A 15,606-nucleotide genomic window follows, 5' to 3' on the forward strand; every position below is an offset into this window, starting at 1 on the left:
CGCCCCTAGGGGGCGTTCCCGCAGACCACTTGGTCGCCGGTGACCACCCCGAAGGCGCCCCGGTAGGGGTCCTCGGCGCGGACCGGCACCACCTTCCGGTAGTCCGCGCCCGCGATCACCACCACCGTCCGTCCCTGGCCCGCCACCGCCCGCAGCTCGCTGCCCGGCAGCGCGGTCGCCACCGAGCGGGCGGAGCGGTCCCAGCGCGGGTCGTACGTGATCACCGTGCGCTTGACCTCGCGGCTGGCCCCGTTGCCCGGGGCCCGGGTGGTGTCGAAGCCGGTGGCGCGCAGCGCGGCGTCCACCCGGCCGCCCATTCCGTCGATCCGGGTGCCGTTCTCCACCTGGACGCGGACCTCGCGCGGGGGCACGTCCACCGGCACGGCCGCCGGCGGACCGCCTCCGGCCTTCCCGGGCCGGGCGGGGGCGAGCGGCCGGTCCTCGCGCAGCGCCTCGAACAGCCTGGCCGCCTTCGGCTCGTCCCACTTCACGGTGGACCCGATGCCCTTGACGGGGAAGGAGGGGCTGCCGATGGGCACCGAGGCGAACTCCGAGGAGGACGGGGTGAAGTCCCGCATCGCCTGCCCGAGGGCCAGCATCTGCTCCGAGCCGAAGTCCTTGTCGGCCCGGACGGACCCGAGGAGGGTGGAGCTGACCTCCTTGAACTTCACCGGGTTCAGCAGCACCCCGCCCCCGGTCGCCTGCTTGATCAGGGCGGCGATGAACCGCTGCTGGCGCTGCATCCGGCCTAGGTCGGAGGCTCCGTCGACATGGCGCGAGCGCACGTACTGCAGGGCCTGACCGCCGCTGAGGCGGTGGTTGCCCGGCAGCAGGTCGAGTCCTGTGTTGCGGTCCCGCATGGTCTTGGCCGTGCAGATCTCCACACCGCCCATCGCGTCGACCGTCTTCATGAAACTGGTGAAGTCGACCTCCAGGTAGTGGTCGATCTTCACCCGGGTCATGTTCTCCACGGTCCGCACGGTCAGGTTGGGCCCGCCCTCCGCGTACGCCGCGTTCAGCCGTACGGGGTGGGCCTTGTGCGCCTTGCCGGTGACGAGGTCCCGGTGCGCGGGCACCTCGGCGAAGCTGTCGCGGGGCAGGCTGATCACGCTGGCCCGCTCCTTGTCGGCCGACAGGTGCACCAGCATGATCGTGTCCGTGCAGTGGCAGGGCGCGCCGCCCAGGCGGTACTCGCGCTTCTCCTCCGGGGAGACCTTCTCCCGCCCGTCGGTGCCCACCAGCAGGAAGTTGAGGCCGTGTCCGGCCTGCGGGCGGTTCTTCATGTCCTTGAACGGGTCCACCCGGTCGATCCCGGTGTCCAGACCGGTCATCACGGCGTGCCCGACGGCCCCGGAGCCGAGCACCACCACCGACAGCCCGGCCGCGAGCCGTACTCCCCACCGGGGTCGCCCGTCGCGGTGCCGGGCGCGGCCGCCGTCGCCGCGTCGGACGCGCTGCGGCCGGGGCGGCCCGTCAGGACGGGCGGGACGGTGCGGCTGGGGCACGGTGGACACCTCCGCGGGGGCAGCAGGGAGACCGGCCGGGGCACTGACCGGATCGGCTGATTCGGCAGAACAGTAGGCCCATACGATCAGCAGCTGTCCTTACCGGTCGCTCGGCGCGCACCCGGTTCCCCCGTACGCGGTAACGTGACACCGATACCCGACCTTGAAGGACCACATGCCCACCCAGCAGCCCGCAGTCTCGGTGATCATGCCGGTGCTCGACGAGGAGCACTACCTCCGCGATTCCGTCCGTCACATCCTGGAACAGGACTACGCGGGCGAGATGGAGGTGGTGATCGCACTCGGGCCGTCCACGGACCGCACCGACGAGATCGCCGCCGAACTCGTCGCCGAGGATCCCCGAGTCCACACCGTCCCGAACCCCACCGGCCGGACCCCGGCGGCGCTCAACGCCGCCATCAAGGCCTCGCGTCACCCCATCGTGGTGCGCGTCGACGGCCACGGCATGCTTTCGCCGAACTACATCGCCACCGCCGTGCGCCTCCTGGAGGAGACCGGCGCCCAGAACGTCGGCGGCATCATGCACGCCGAGGGCGAGAACGCCTGGGAAGAGGCCGTCGCCGCCGCGATGACCTCGAAGATCGGTGTCGGCAACGCGCCGTTCCACACCGGCGGCCAGGCCGGGCCGGCCGAGACCGTCTACCTCGGAGTCTTCCGCCGCGAGGCGCTGGAACAGCAGGACGGCTACAACGAGGAGTTCATCCGCGCCCAGGACTGGGAGCTGAACTTCCGCATCCGCGAGGCCGGCGGTCTGATCTGGTTCTCGCCGGAGCTGATGGTCCAGTACCGTCCGCGGCGCTCCGTACGGGCCCTGGCCAAGCAGTACAAGGACTACGGGCGCTGGCGGCACGTGGTGGCCCGCTACCACTCGGGCTCCATCAACCTGCGCTACCTGGCCCCGCCGACCCTCGTCTGCGCGATCGCCGCGAGCGTGGTCGTGGGCGCGACCGTCACCCCGTGGGGCTTCGCCCTCCCGGCCGGCTACCTCGCGGCGATCACCGCGGGTTCCGTACCGGCGGGCAAGGGGCTCGGGATCAAGGCCCGGGCGCAGATCCCCGTCGCCCTGGCGACCATGCACCTGTCCTGGGGCTTCGGCTTCCTGACCAGCCCGCGGGCCCTGGCGAACAAGGTCATCGCGAGCCGCCGTCCGGCCGTGCAGCGGGACTCCTCGCAGGTCTGAGACGTACGAAGGGGCCCGGCCCGGAGGTTGCGCACCGTCGCAACCGCCGGGCCGGGCCCCTTTCGCGTGCTCGCGTGCGCGCTACCAGGTGAAGCCCGGCTGGATCGCCATGCAGGCTCCCTCGTTGTCGCCGTTGAGCGCGTGGGCCGAGGTCGGGGCCACGGTCGGGGCGGGCGGCGGCGGGGCCGGCGCGTTGCCGGTCCGCCAGTCCTTGCCGACCAGCAGGGTGATCCCGGAGACCTCCTCGGACTTCTGCACCGAGGAGGCGGGCAGGCCCAGGGCGGCGGCCACGACGCCCGCGTCGGCCGCCTGGGCGTCCGTGGCGTAGCGGACGACCGTGGTGTCCTCGGCGCCGGTCTGGGTGTCGGCGGTGGCCTTGGTGAAGCCCTTGCCGGTCAGCAGCGAGGCCACCTCGTTCGCCCGGTTCTTGACCCGGGTCTCGGCGCCGGCCTTGCCGCTCGTCGCGTTGCGGACGGTGACCGCGATCTTCGCGGGAGCCGCGGCCGGTGCCGTGGTCGGGGCGGTGGTCGGTGCCGTGGTCGGGGCGGCCGGCGTCGGCGTGCCCGCGGACGCGGAAGCACCCGGGGACGGTGAGGCACCCTCCGCCGGGGTCCCGGAGCCCTTGCCGTCGAGGGCGATGTCCTCGCGGACCATCCGGAACACGGCCTCGGCCTCGTCTGCCATGGGCTCGACCCGGCCGTCCAGGCCGGGCTTGGTGCTGTAGACCCACGGCATGGTGGTCATGGTGATCCGGCCCGGGGGCACCTTCTTGAGCTCCATGCTCAGGTCGTACAGCTTGTCGATCTTGTTCAGCCCGGGATCCACGACCATGGCCTCGATCGCCGCCTGCGCCAGGCTGTTGAGCTTCACCGGGTTGGTGAGCTTGGCGTTCTTGCGGAACTCGCGGGACATCGACGTCATGTACTGGTGCTGGGCGTGGGTGCGGCCGATGTCGGTGCCGTCCTCGAAGCCGTAGCGGGTGCGCAGCCACTGCAGGGCCTGCTCGCCCTGGATGACGCTCGTGCCCTTGGGCAGCTTCAGGCCGGAGCCCTTGCCGTCACGGGTGCGGGAGTGGACGTTCTCCTCCACGCAGACCGGGACGCCGCCGATGGCGTCCGCCATCGAGACCACGCCCTTGAAGTCGATCATCATGAAGTGATCGATGGGGATCTTGGTCAGCTCTTGCCAGGTGGCGACCGTGCAGCCCGGGCCGCCGCGCTGCAGGGACTCGTTGGTCTGCACGAGGCCCTTGCTGGCGGCGTGCACCTTGCCGCCCGGCTCGGTGCACTTGGGCATCATCAGCATCGTGTCGCGCGGCATCGAGACGACCGACATGTTGCTGCGGTCCGCGGACAGGTGCAGCAGCATCTGCACGTCCGCCAGCGGCGGGCCGTCGAAGGTGTCCGTGGCCCCGCCGAGGGCCTGGTTCGCCGCGTCGTCGCGCGCGTCGGAGCCGATCAGCAGGATGTTCAGCGGAGTCTGCCCGGAGGCGTTGGGCTTGGAACCGCCCAGTTTGGTCTCACCGAGGTTCAGCGCGTCCGTCTGGATGCTGCCGTTCAGATGGCGGTAGTACAGGTATCCGGCGGCCGCCGTCCCGAGTATCAGCAGGGACAGCACGGAGGCCGTCCAGCGCAGCACGCGCCGCCTGCCCGGTCTGCGGGCGGGGCCGCCACCCGTCTCCTGGCGACCCGCCTTGGAGCCGCCCCGCTGTGGGGGCACCGTGCCGGACGCGCCCGCCCCGCCGCCGGATATCTCCCCGGCGGCTTGGGCGTTCGCCCCCTCTCCTCGCACGCTGCTGCGCCTCACACGTCCCCCTCAAGATCCTTCTCGGTCAACAGAGTGCCGGTGTCACCGGCCGAGTCCTGTTACTTGGCGCAGATCGCCTTGTCGGCCTGCGCCCGCTGCACGTCCTCGGGCAGCTGCTGGGGCACCGGGGCCGCCAGCGGGGCGCCCGGCTGCTGGAAGTCCGGACCCAGCGTCAGCTTCATCGGGGTCTTCGCCGAGGCGTCCGACGTCCCCACCTTCAGCGCGGTCGCGGGCAGGCCCATGATGTCCGCCAGCGCCCGGGCCTGGTCGGCCTGGTTGGGGGCGTACTCCAGCTGCGTGGCGCCGACCTTCTCGGGCGCGTTGCCGACGTTGCTGGACTTCTTCACGCCCTTGCTGTTCTGCAGCCAGTTCAGCGTGGTGGAGGCGGAGCCCTTCGGGCCGCCGCCGTTGTAGATGCTCACGCGTACGTCCGCCGCGGCCGCGCGGTTGCCCTGGAGCAGCGCGTCCTGCTTGGCCTTCGCGTCCGCGTCGGCCGCCTCCTTGGCGGCCTGCTCCTTCTTCTCGACCTCCGTGAGCGAGACGTCCCCCCGGATCATCTGCAACAGCGGGTCGGCCAAGGCGTGGTCGACGACGACGGTCGCCTTCTTGCCCACCGGTTCGGCCGGGTTGTCGAGCACCGGCAGGGTGGTGAAGGTGATGTTCTTCGTGTCGATGCCCTTCAACTCGCCGGCCAGATCGGTGAGTTTGCCGATGGAGCCGATCCCCGAGTCCACGCCGAGGGACTTGGTGGCGGCCTCCGCGAGGGAGAGGAACTTCTTGGGGCTGGTCAGCGTCTCCTTCGACTTCATCTCGCGCATCATCGAACCCAGGAACTGCTGCTGGATCCTGATCCGGTCGAGGTCGCTGTTGTTGCCGAAGCCGTGCCGGGTGCGGACGAAGGCGAGGGCCTCCTCGCCCGACAACCGGTGTTCGCCGGCGTCCAGCTTGAGGTGGGAGCCCTCTTCGTCGTTGACGGCCTTCTCCAGGCACACCGGTACTCCGCCGACCGCCGTGCTCAGCGTCTTGACCGCGTTGAAGTCGGCCATCATGAAGTGGTCGACCTCGATGCCGGTGAGTTCCTTGACCGTGCGCATCGTGCAGCCCGCGTCGCGACCCTCCTGGCCCAGGCTGGTGTTGAAGCGGGTGCCCTTGGAGGGTTCGATCGTTTTCGTCGATCCGTCCGGCTGTTTCGTCGGGCAGGCCGGGATGTTGGTGATCAGGTCGCGGGGGATGGAGAGCGCGGTCGCGTTGGTCCGGTCCTTCGAGACGTGGAACAGGATCGTGGTGTCGGCGTGGCCGACGCTGTCCTTGTCCCCGTAGCTCTCGTTGCCCGCTCCGGTGCGCTTGTCGGTTCCGATGACCAGGATGTTGATGGGCTGGTCCTTCTTGAAACCGCCGGTGCCCGCGCCCGCCACGTCGGTGACGCTGAGGTTGCCGTTCAGGTGGTCGTAGTAGAGGTACCCCGCCACGGAACCGCCGACCAGCAGGAACGCCACCACCCCACCGGTGATGACCAGCGCCTTCTTGCGACGTCCACCGCCGCCCGCTTCCTTGCGGGAGCGGCCGCCGCGCCGACCGCCGCCGGGGGGCGGGTCGCCACGACGCGGCCTCGGCACGGCGGGGGAGGGGGCGGTGGGGGTTGAGGGAGCAGACGGTGATCTGCGGGGGGCGGTGACCTTCGGCCGCGCTTGCGCGGCGGAGTCGGCCAGTCGCAGTTCGTAGTTGCCGGTGCGGGGATTGAGCACCCACTGGTCTGCGGGGTCGATCTCGTCCGCCCGCCCACGGCTTTGCGCATCCACGGTTGCTCGAATCCTCCGTCGGTGCCTCGCGACGCGCCTCCCCCAGGCGCACGGTCAACGATCCGGCTGCTGGTGCCCGTATCTGATCCGGCCGGGCACCGGATCGCTCACCTTATCCGCCCTGTTCGGCGGCAAACCATGCTGGTGACAAATTCCACTCCCCTTATAACGGGGCGAACCGCCCATCCCACTCGGTTCGGTCACCGGCTTTTGGGATTGCTTTACCGGCAGTCGGCGTTACCTGCAGTGGTTCCCGTAAAAGTAGGGACGGGTACCTGAGGTGTGACGGTTCCCTCGTCCGTGGAGTCCGCGTCCGAACCGGCATCCGTGCCCGCTCCTGCGCCCTCGGCCGCAGCTGCGCTCGGGGTGGGCTCCGGCGGGGCGACCGTGACCGGCTTGTCCGTCCGCAGCTGTTGGAACAGCCGCGCCGCGTCGGGCTCGACCAGCTCGTCCCGGTTCGGGTCGGGAGCGTAGGGCTTGCGGGGCACCGTCAGGAACTTGACCTGATCGGTCGGGATGTCCCGCATGCCCCGCACGAGTTCGTACAGGCCGCGCAGCGAGGCCAGCCCCGGGTCCGTGGTCACCGAGGAGGTCGCCGCGTCCAGCAGCGGGTACAGCCGCGCCGGATTCAGCAGCACCCCGTTGCTCTGCACCTTCTTGACGAGCGAACCGAGGAACTGCTGCTGCCGGTCCATCCGTTCGGTGTCACTGCCGTTGCCCAGGCTGTGGCGGGCGCGGACGTATCCCAGCGCCTGCTCGCCCCGCAGGGTCTGGCGCCCGGCCTTCAGTCGCAGCTTGGCCTCGGAGTCGTTCACCGGCTCCTTGAGGCAGACCTCCACCCCGCCGATGGCGTCGACCATCTTCTTGAACCCGCCGAAGTCGATCACCATGTGGTGGTCGACACGGATGCCGGTCAGCTTCTCCACCGTACGGATCGTGCAGGCGGCCCCGCCCCACTGGAACGCCCAGTTGAACTGGGCGAACCGCGCGGCGGTGCGGCTCCCGTCCACCTGCAGGCAGGACGGGATGTCCGTCATCAGGTCCCGGGGTATCGACACGGCGGTCGCGCTCCTGCGGTCCTGCGGCAGGTGCAGCAGGATCGTGGTGTCCGAGCGCTCGGAGCCCTTGTCCCGCCCGTACCCGGCGTTGTTCCTGCCGGAGCGCGAGTCCGAGCCGATCAGCAGGATGTTCTGGGACCCGGTGGACCGGTGCGCCGGGCGGTCGCGCTCGTAGCGCCGCAGCTCGGCCGCGGCCGAGGTGTCCTCGGTGATGTTCCCGTCGAGCTTGTTGTAGAGCCACCAGCCGGTGGCCGTACCCGCCAGGACCAGGAAGACCGCCCCGAGGCCGATCCAGCGCAGCAGCCGGCGCCGGCGCCCGGGGCTGCGCGGGGGCCGCCCCGTGCCCCCGGCCGCATCGGTGCCGCCCGGTATGCCTGCGCTGTCCGTCACTGGCGTCCGTCCCCTCGCCGCTACGACTGCGGGCCGTCGGCCGTACGGGTGAGCACGGCCACTGCCGATGCTGCCCCCGGGGCGCCGGAGCGGCCCGGGGGCGGGGGCTCGTCAAGGGCCGTTCGGGTGACAAATCGCCCGCACCTGCCGTTCACCAGTGTGGGCGACGGGCCTCCGGGCGGCGATCAGACGGTGTGGGTGACGCGCTCGCTCTCGCTGCGCTGCGCCAGCCCGTCCGCCGGGAGCCGGTCCAGGTTCCGGCACAGCACCACGGACCCGCCCGCGGCCAGCGCGGCGTAGAGCCCGGCCGAGAGCCCCTCCCAGGTGTCGTAGCCGAGCCCGGTCAGCACCCGCGAGCCCTCGCCGAGGCCCAGCTTCGCCGCGTCCTCGCGGGCGCGGGCCACCAGCGCCGTGTGCGTGAGCTCCTCGCCGCCGACGACCAGCGCGGGGCCCTCGGGATCCACCGGTACGAAGGGGGCGAAGCGGTCGCCCTGCCCCGGCACCTCCACCGCGTAGTCGGCGAACCCGGCCGGCGGCTGCGGGAACCGTCCGCCCAGCGGCCGCAGCGCGAGCGCCACCCGCTCACCGCCGCACGCCAGGGCCCGCTCCAGGGTGTCCGGCCCGCTGACGACGAGGTCCGCACCGGCCGGATCCCCGCCGACCTCGGCCACGACCCCGACCGAGGCGCAGGCGAGCAGCCACACCGCGCTCTGCCAGTGCGCCGGGAGCATCAGCGCGAGCCGGTCCCCGGGCTCGGCCCCCAGGTCGCCCTGGAGCAGATTGGCGGTCTTGGCCACCCAATTGGCGAAGGTCGCGACGGACAATTCGACGCGTTCGCCGGTGGCATCGTCGTAGAAGGTGACGAGCGGGCGGCCCGGATCGGCGGCGAGCGCGGATCGCAGCAGGTCGGCAGGGGTGCGGTCAGTGGCGTTCACCCGGCACAGCGTACGCGGGCCCGTCCCCCGTACGGGGTCCGTCGGCTCCTCCGTACGGAGGAGGGGTATCCGCGGCGGGTCGGACGGAGCGTCAGTTCTCGGATGGCGCCCGGCGATCCGCGTGCTCACCATCCTTTTCATGCGTGGATTCCTTGCTTCCTCGATCGGCGTCGCGACGGCCGCCGTACTGGCCCTGCCCGTCGCGCTCCCCACCCCCGCCCTGGCCGAGACCGCCCCCGTAACCCCCGCCGGGTCCACCCAATCGCTGCCGCTCGTCCCGCTGGGACCCTCGGCGACGCGGGCGCCCGGAGTCCCCGGAATGAGCGCCTCCCCGGGCCGCCCCGAGACGCAGGGCCTGACCGCACGCGAGGTGAAGACGTTCTCGCTGGTCGGCGTGGTCTGGGACGACGCGGCCACCGAACTGCACGGCCTGGTCCAGGTGCGGACCCGCTCCACCCGGACCGCCACCTGGTCGGACTGGCAGGACGTGGAGACCCACAACGGCGAGCACGCCGCCGACCCCGACGCGGCGGAGCGCGGCTCGCGCACGATCCGCGGCGCCACCGCCCCGCTGTGGGTGGGCGAGTCCGACGCCGTGGAGGTCCGCGTCCAGGCCGAATCCGGCGCCCCGACCACCCGCGCCCCCTCCCGGCTGCCCACGGGCATGCGGATCGAGCTCGTCGACCCGGGCGCGGAACCCCCCGCCACGGGCTCCGACGGCAAGAACACCGGCCCCGGTGACGGCAAGGGCGAGGTGGTGCCCGCCATGACGATGGAGACGGCGGAGTCCTCCGCCGCGAACGTCCCGCACGCCCCGCTCGGCGCGAACGAGATCACCGCACTCGACAAGGCCGACTCCACCGCCGACGCGATCTTCGCGAACGACGGGGAACTGGCCGCGGCGGCCGCCCCGTACATCGGTCCGCGCCCGCGGATCGTCACCCGCAAGGGATGGGGCGCGAACGAGGGCCTGCGCGAGCCGGGCTTCGTCTACACGAGCACGGTCAAGGCGGCCTTCGTCCACCACAGCGCCTCCGGCAACAACTACGCCTGCAAGGACGCCCCCGCGGTCCTGCGCAGCCTGTACCGCTACCACGTCATCAGCAACGGCTGGCGGGACTTCGGCTACAACTTCGCGGTCGACAAGTGCGGCACGGTCTACGAGGGCCGCGCGGGCGGCGTCTCCAAGGCGGTCCTCGGCGCGCACACCATGGGCTTCAACACCAACAGCATGGGCGTCGCGGTGCTGGGCACCTTCACCTCCACGACCCCGCCGGCGGTGGTGGTCGACTCGGTCGCCCGCCTCACGGCCTGGAAGCTCGGCCTCTTCGGCCGGGACCCGCGCGCGAAGACCAACCTGACGTCGGGCGGAGGCAACCGCTACCCCAAGGGCAAGAGCGTGTCGATGAACGTCATCTCCGGCCACCGGGACGGCTTCGCCACCCAGTGCCCGGGCGCGAAGCTCTACGGAAAGCTGGGCGCCACCCGCAAGGCCTCGGCGAAGCTCCAGGGCCGGCCGTAGCCTCCGGCGGTCCGCAGGGTCCGCAGGGTCCGCAGGGTCCGTGGGCGCGGCGCCGTCGCCGGGGCTCCGCCCCACACCCCCTACGACGCTCCGTGCCCACGCCTCAATCGCCGGTGGGGTCCGGGGCGGAGACCCGGGGGAGACGCGGCCGGGCCGGGCTACGCTCGACACATGGCCGGCCGCTTCGATCCCCTCACCCGCGCCGCGGTCCGCGGCGGCCGCACCGACGTCCCCCCGGGCCGGGGGAGCACCGCCGGCGCCGGCGCCAAGGAACGCCACTGGGCTCCCGACGGTCCCCTGGACCTCGGCCTCACCCTCGGCCCCCTCAGACGCGGCCCCGCCGACCCCACCTTCCGCACCACCCCCGACGGCTCGGTCTGGCGCACCGGCCGCACCCCGCAGGGCCCGGCCACCCTCCGCGTGTCCCGCGCGGGTGAGCAGGTGCACGCCGAGGCCTGGGGCCCCGGCGCCGACTGGTTCCTCGAACAACTGCCCGCACTCCTCGGCGCGGGCGACGACCCCACCGCCTTCGTGCCCCGCCACCGCCTCGTGCACGCCAGCCACCGCCGCCGCCCCGGCCTGCGCCTCACCCGTACCGGCCTGGTCCTCGAATCCCTGATCCCCACGGTCCTGGAGCAGAAGGTCACCGCGGACGAGGCCTACCGCGCCTGGCGCCGCCTGGTCCGGCAGTACGGCGAGCCCGCGCCGGGCCCGGCCGGCGGCCCGGAAGCGTACGTCGTGCCCGAGCCGCGCACCTGGGCCATGATCCCGTCCTGGGACTGGCACAAGGCCGGCGTCGATGCCAAGCGCTCCGCCACGATCGTGCGGGCGGCCCGCGTGGCGAACCGCCTGGAGGAAGCCGCCGCGATGGACCTGCCCGGGGCCGTACGGAGGCTGGAGGCCGTTCCCGGCATCGGCCCGTGGACCTCCGCCGAAACCCTCCAGCGCAGCAACGGCCACCCCGACGCGATCACCACCGGCGACCTCCACCTGCCCGGCATCGTCGGCTACGCCCTCGCGGGCGACCGCGACGCCGACGACGCCGCCATGCTGGAGCTCCTCGCCCCGTACGCAGGGCAGCGCCACCGCGCGGCCCGCCTCGTCCTCCTCGCGGGCCACACCCCGCCCCGCCGCGCGCCCCGCATGCCGCGCGGCGACATCGGCCGCTTCTAGGGGGCGTCTTGCCGATCGGGCAGGGCTCGCGGGCCCTGGGACCGCGCTTCGCCGCATCGTCGCCGGTCGTCGATGCTCCGCACGGACTCCCCCGTCCGCCTCGCGACGCTTCCCCACGGGCCTGCCGTCAGGCGCGCCCGCCCCGCCGGACCGGGGCCCGCCCGGCAGGGCGGGGGCGGGCCCGCCGATCCGCCGGGCTCGCCGCAGGCGTCACCGCACCTGGATGAAGTCCGCCGCGGACCGCCCCGGCCGCTCCGCCGGGACCGCCGCCGGGTGCCCCACCGCCACCGTTCCCATCGGGTCCCAGTCCTGCGGCAGCTCCAGCACCTCCCGCACCACGTCCCGGCAGAACATCGTCGAAGACACCCACGCCGACCCCAGCCGCTCCCCGGCCAGCGCGACCAGCAGGTTCTGTACGCCCGCGCCCATCGCGACCACGAACATCTCCCGCTCCGCCGTGTCCCGGCGGGCGTGCCCGTAGTGGTGCGCGCCGTCCGTCACCAGACACGGCACCACCAGGTACGGGGCGGCCCGCAGCACGTCCCCGCGCCGCACCCGCTTCGCCACGGACTCCTCGGACTTGCCGTCCGCCCGCAGGTCCGCGATCCACGCGTCCCGCATCGCGTCCAGCAGCCGCACCCGGGAGGCCTCGGACTCCAGCAGGACGAACCGCCACGGCGTCGTGTGGTGGGGAGCCGGGGCCGTCACGGCCGCCGCCACCGCCCGCCGCACCGCGCCCGGGTCCACCGGCTCCGCCGTGAAGGCCCGTACCGTGCGGCGCTGCGTCACGGCTTCCCGTACCGCTTCCGAGGTCCCCAGCCGGAACATGTCGTCGGCCGGCGGGCGCACCAGGTCCCGGGCCGAGGAACCCTCTCCGAGGACGTGGGCCAGTCCGCGCACGACGGCCACCGGCAGCCCGGCCGCCTTGCCCTTGATCAGGTCACCGGCGGCGGCCAGCTCGTCCGCGGTCGCCACCACCGTCGCGCTCAGCGGATTGCCGTGCGCGTCCGTGCCGCCGCGCAGGTCGTCCAGGACCCGCACACCGGCCGCGCCGATCGCCACGTCCGTCAGCCCGGTGCGCCACGGCCGCCCGAAGGTGTCCGTCACGACCACGCCCACGTCCACGGACAGGGCGTCGCGCACGCCGGCGCGGATCGCGGCGGCCGAGCCGTCCGGGTCCTCGGGCAGCAGCAGCACCGTGCCGGGGGCGGTGTTGGAGGCGTCCACGCCGGCCGCGGCCATCACCAGGCCCTGCCGGTTCTCGACGATCCGCAGCGGACCCCGGCGCGCGACGACCCGTACGGTCTCGGCGTCGATCGCGGCCTCGCGCGAGTCGGCCTCCACGATCCGGCCCTCGGCCTTGGAGACGATCTTCGAGGTGACCAGCAGGACGTCCCCGTCGCGCAGGTCGGGGGCGGCCGTCGTGATCAGCTTCGCCAGGTCGTCGCCCGGCCTGACTTCCGGGATCCCGTCGACGGCCCGCACCTCGTACGCGGGCGCCCGCGTCACCGGGAGGCCTCCGCCAGTTCCAGTGCGGCGCGGGCCATCTCCGCGGTGGCCGCCACGTCGGTCATCATCAGCGGCACCGCGCGGCAGCTGATCCCGGCGGCCTCGACCTCCGCGACGGCGTCCGCGTCCGAGGTGTCCACGAGCCAGCCGTCCAGCAGCCCGGTCCCGTAGTGCAGGGCGACGGCGGCGGCGGTGGACTCGACGCCCACCGCGGCGAGCACCTTGTCGGCCATCCCGCGCACGGGCGCGCCCCCGACGATGGGGGAGAGGCCGACGACGGGCGCCGCGGCGGAGGCCACGGCGTCCCGGATGCCGGGGACGGCGAGGATCGTGCCGACCGAGACCACGGGGTTCGACGGCGGGAAGATGATCACGTCGGCGGCGGCGATGGCCTCCAGCACACCGGGCGCGGGCTTGGCCTGCTCGGCTCCCACGGGTACGACGGCCTCCGCGTCCACCGAGGCGCGCAGCCGGACCCAGTACTCCTGGAAATGGATGACGCGGCGCTCGCCGGTGCCGGCCTCGGTGATCGCGACGTGGGTCTCGACGCGGTCGTCGGACATGGGCAGCAGCCGTACGCCGGGCTGCCAGCGGTCGCAGAGGGCCTCGGTGACGGCGCTCAGCGGGTAGCCGGCGCCGAGCATCTGCGTACGCACGATGTGCGTGGCGAAGTCGCGGTCGCCGAGGCCGAACCAGGTGGGTCCGACCCCGTACTCCGCGAGCTCCTCCTTGACGGTGAAGGACTCGTCGGTGCGGCCCCAGCCCTGGTCCTCGTTGATGCCACCGCCGAGGGTGTACATCACCGTGTCCAGGTCGGGGCAGACCTTGAGCCCGAAGAGGTGAATGTCGTCACCGGTGTTGCCGATGACCGTGATGTCCGCGTCGGGCACGGCCGACTTGAGTCCGGACAGGAACCGGGCGCCGCCTATACCGCCGGCCAGAACAACAATGCGCATGCAGACAGTCTGTCAGCCGAAGGCTGTCGTGGAGGGGTGGTGGTCGGGCGACGGGCGGGACTGTCAGCCGAAGGCTGTCGTGGAGGGGTGGTGGTCGGGCGACGGGTGGGACTGTCGGCCGGAGGCTGTCGTAAAGGGGTGGTGGTCAGGCCGGTACGGACGCGGATTCGGCCGAGGAGCAGCTGTGCATCGGCATCTCGGTCAGGCCGGGGAAGTAGACGTGCAGGCTGACCGCGCCGTCGAGGGCGTCGTTGACGACCTCGTGGGCGTAGCCGGGGGCGAAGACGCGCTGGGTGCCCGGGCGGTGGGTGCTGCGGCCGCGGGGGGTGTGCTCGGTGAGCTCGCCCTCCAGGACGGTCATGACGCCGGAGGAGGCGCCGTGGTCGTGGAGGCCGCTGCCCTGGCCGGGGACCCAGCTGAGCAGCCAGACCTCGTAACCGGGGCCGGTGCGCAGCCGGTGGTACCAGCGGGTGGTGGCGTCGTACTCGACGAGGTGCTCCCAGGAGGCGCGGTCCTCGGCGATGGAGCGGGCGAGCCCGGCGAACTCGGCGACGGTGGCCGGGTGTTCGCGGGCGGGCTGGAGGAGGTGCTGGACGGCGAGGATGTCGCCGGCGATCTGGAGGTCGCTCTCGACCGTGGCGGGAGCGACGGGAGCGGCGGGGGTGGCGCTGTTCGTGCTGTTCATCGTGGGGGTACCTCGACGGATGTCAGTCGTGCTGGCGGTTGCTGCGGGGGCGGGCCGGAGCTCTGAGGAGCCGTGGCTCCGCGGGCATCAACAGCTGCAACAGCAACAGCGAACCTGGGCAGCGCACAGGAACCCACGAATGGGGGTCCGGGTGGTGGCTGCGGGCGCTGACATGCAAACAAGGAGAACGGCTCGGGGGCCTGACTGTCAACCCAATGTCCGGTTTGGGGTAAAAGTTTCACCTCATCCGGTTACCGTGCCCGGAGAAAGGTTTGTGCAGTGTGCGGCAGGGGATGTGGCGCTGTGTCGGCTCTCAAACCAGATCCCGACTTCCGTGACCTGAATGTGATCTGCGCCGCTTCTCCGGTCGGACCGCAACCCCGCTCGGAGGTGGCACGTGGAATACGGGTAAAGGCGGCATCCTGTGGCGCCAGCGGCATGTGTCACGATTTTTGGCGATATGAACACTTTCTGCATAGGCTTGGTTCCGCAGAGTGAATAAGGGGCCCAATAGCAGATCTCGGCTTGACTGCCCCGGAGCCACGCACTTGTAATTTCACTCGTGTCGTTACGTAGCAATCAGTGACGACATCGTCACGGGGACGCACAGACAGAGCGAGGGGCGCACATGACCGAGCTGTTTCAGGAACTGCTGGTCGAGGAGGCGGACGAAGAGCTCGGGTGGCAGGAGCGCGCTCTGTGCGCCCAGACCGACCCCGAGTCCTTCTTTCCCGAGAAGGGCGGCTCCACCCGCGAGGCCAAGAAGGTCTGCCTCGCCTGCGAAGTCCGCTCCGAATGCCTCGAGTACGCCCTCGCCAACGACGAGCGATTCGGCATCTGGGGCGGTCTGTCCGAGCGGGAACGCCGCCGCCTGAAAAAGGCCGCGGTCTGAAACGGCCGACGCACCACCGGTCAGGCACCCACCGCACTTCACACTCCATATCGAACGCACCACGGCACGCACCACGACACGTACGACAGAGCGCAGTTCGACGCACGCCCGACAGCGCGCCGAACGGGACGACGAGCGCGACGCACAGCACGGCACACGGTCCGCCTCCTGCACC

12 protein-coding genes are annotated in these 15,606 nt (G+C 72.2%); 4 read left to right on the forward strand and 8 right to left on the reverse strand.

The features are described 5' to 3' along the window. Positions 1-5: 5 nt before the first annotated feature. Positions 6-1,505, reverse strand: coding sequence for an LCP family protein (locus OG386_RS26485; RefSeq protein WP_328790197.1), 1,500 nt, complete (start codon positions 1,503-1,505; stop codon positions 6-8). Positions 1,506-1,680: 175 nt separating this feature from the next. Here OG386_RS26485 and OG386_RS26490 point away from each other — a divergent pair, with 175 nt between their 5' ends. Beyond that, on the forward strand, positions 1,681-2,706 hold the full coding sequence (locus tag OG386_RS26490; protein WP_328790198.1) for a glycosyltransferase family 2 protein: 1,026 nt from the start codon (positions 1,681-1,683) through the stop codon (positions 2,704-2,706). An 81-nt stretch (positions 2,707-2,787) separates the two neighbouring features. Here the strand turns inward: OG386_RS26490 and OG386_RS26495 are convergent, their stop codons facing one another. From OG386_RS26495 to OG386_RS26510, 4 genes are all read right to left on the reverse strand, one after another. After that, positions 2,788-4,512 (reverse strand): LCP family protein, encoded by a 1,725-nt coding sequence (locus OG386_RS26495; protein ID WP_328790199.1) that lies wholly within the window; start codon positions 4,510-4,512, stop codon positions 2,788-2,790. A 59-nt stretch (positions 4,513-4,571) separates the two neighbouring features. Beyond that, positions 4,572-6,311 carry an LCP family protein gene (locus OG386_RS26500; RefSeq protein ID WP_328790200.1) on the reverse strand — a complete coding sequence of 580 codons (1,740 nt, stop codon included), beginning with the start codon at positions 6,309-6,311 and terminating at the stop codon, positions 4,572-4,574. Between the two features lie 221 nt (positions 6,312-6,532). After that, positions 6,533-7,759, reverse strand: coding sequence for an LCP family protein (locus tag OG386_RS26505; RefSeq protein ID WP_328790201.1), 1,227 nt, complete (start codon positions 7,757-7,759; stop codon positions 6,533-6,535). A 185-nt stretch (positions 7,760-7,944) separates the two neighbouring features. After that, a complete protein-coding gene (locus OG386_RS26510) occupies positions 7,945-8,694 on the reverse strand; it encodes a TIGR03089 family protein (RefSeq protein WP_328790202.1) in 750 nt (249 codons plus the stop codon). A gap of 139 nt (positions 8,695-8,833) precedes the next feature. On the opposite strand from OG386_RS26510, the gene OG386_RS26515 reads away from it, so the two are divergent. Beyond that, the gene (locus OG386_RS26515; protein ID WP_328790203.1) at positions 8,834-10,216 is read left to right on the forward strand and encodes a peptidoglycan recognition protein family protein; all 1,383 of its coding nucleotides are present in this window, start codon (positions 8,834-8,836) and stop codon (positions 10,214-10,216) included. A 171-nt stretch (positions 10,217-10,387) separates the two neighbouring features. Then, the gene (locus OG386_RS26520; RefSeq protein WP_328790204.1) at positions 10,388-11,389 is read left to right on the forward strand and encodes a DNA-3-methyladenine glycosylase family protein; all 1,002 of its coding nucleotides are present in this window, start codon (positions 10,388-10,390) and stop codon (positions 11,387-11,389) included. Positions 11,390-11,599: 210 nt separating this feature from the next. Here OG386_RS26520 and OG386_RS26525 read toward each other — a convergent pair whose 3' ends face one another. The 3 genes from OG386_RS26525 to OG386_RS26535 all read right to left on the reverse strand — a co-directional run bounded on the left by OG386_RS26525 (position 11,600) and on the right by OG386_RS26535 (position 14,539). After that, on the reverse strand, positions 11,600-12,898 hold the full coding sequence (locus OG386_RS26525; RefSeq protein WP_328790205.1) for a coenzyme F420-0:L-glutamate ligase: 1,299 nt from the start codon (positions 12,896-12,898) through the stop codon (positions 11,600-11,602). Then, complete coding sequence (cofD, locus tag OG386_RS26530; RefSeq protein ID WP_328790206.1) at positions 12,895-13,854, reverse strand: 2-phospho-L-lactate transferase; 960 nt, start codon at positions 13,852-13,854, stop codon at positions 12,895-12,897. Before cofD ends, OG386_RS26525 begins: the two co-directional genes overlap by 4 nt. Before the next feature lie 145 nt (positions 13,855-13,999). Next, the gene (locus OG386_RS26535; RefSeq protein ID WP_328790207.1) at positions 14,000-14,539 is read right to left on the reverse strand and encodes a cysteine dioxygenase; all 540 of its coding nucleotides are present in this window, start codon (positions 14,537-14,539) and stop codon (positions 14,000-14,002) included. Between the two features lie 628 nt (positions 14,540-15,167). On the opposite strand from OG386_RS26535, the gene OG386_RS26540 reads away from it, so the two are divergent. After that, positions 15,168-15,431, forward strand: a complete 264-nt coding sequence (locus OG386_RS26540) for a WhiB family transcriptional regulator (RefSeq protein WP_003983763.1) — start codon at positions 15,168-15,170, stop codon at positions 15,429-15,431. Positions 15,432-15,606: the final 175 nt, after the last annotated feature.

It is taken from the genome of Streptomyces sp. NBC_00273, assembly GCF_036178145.1.
Taxonomy (GTDB): Bacteria; Actinomycetota; Actinomycetes; order Streptomycetales; family Streptomycetaceae; genus Streptomyces.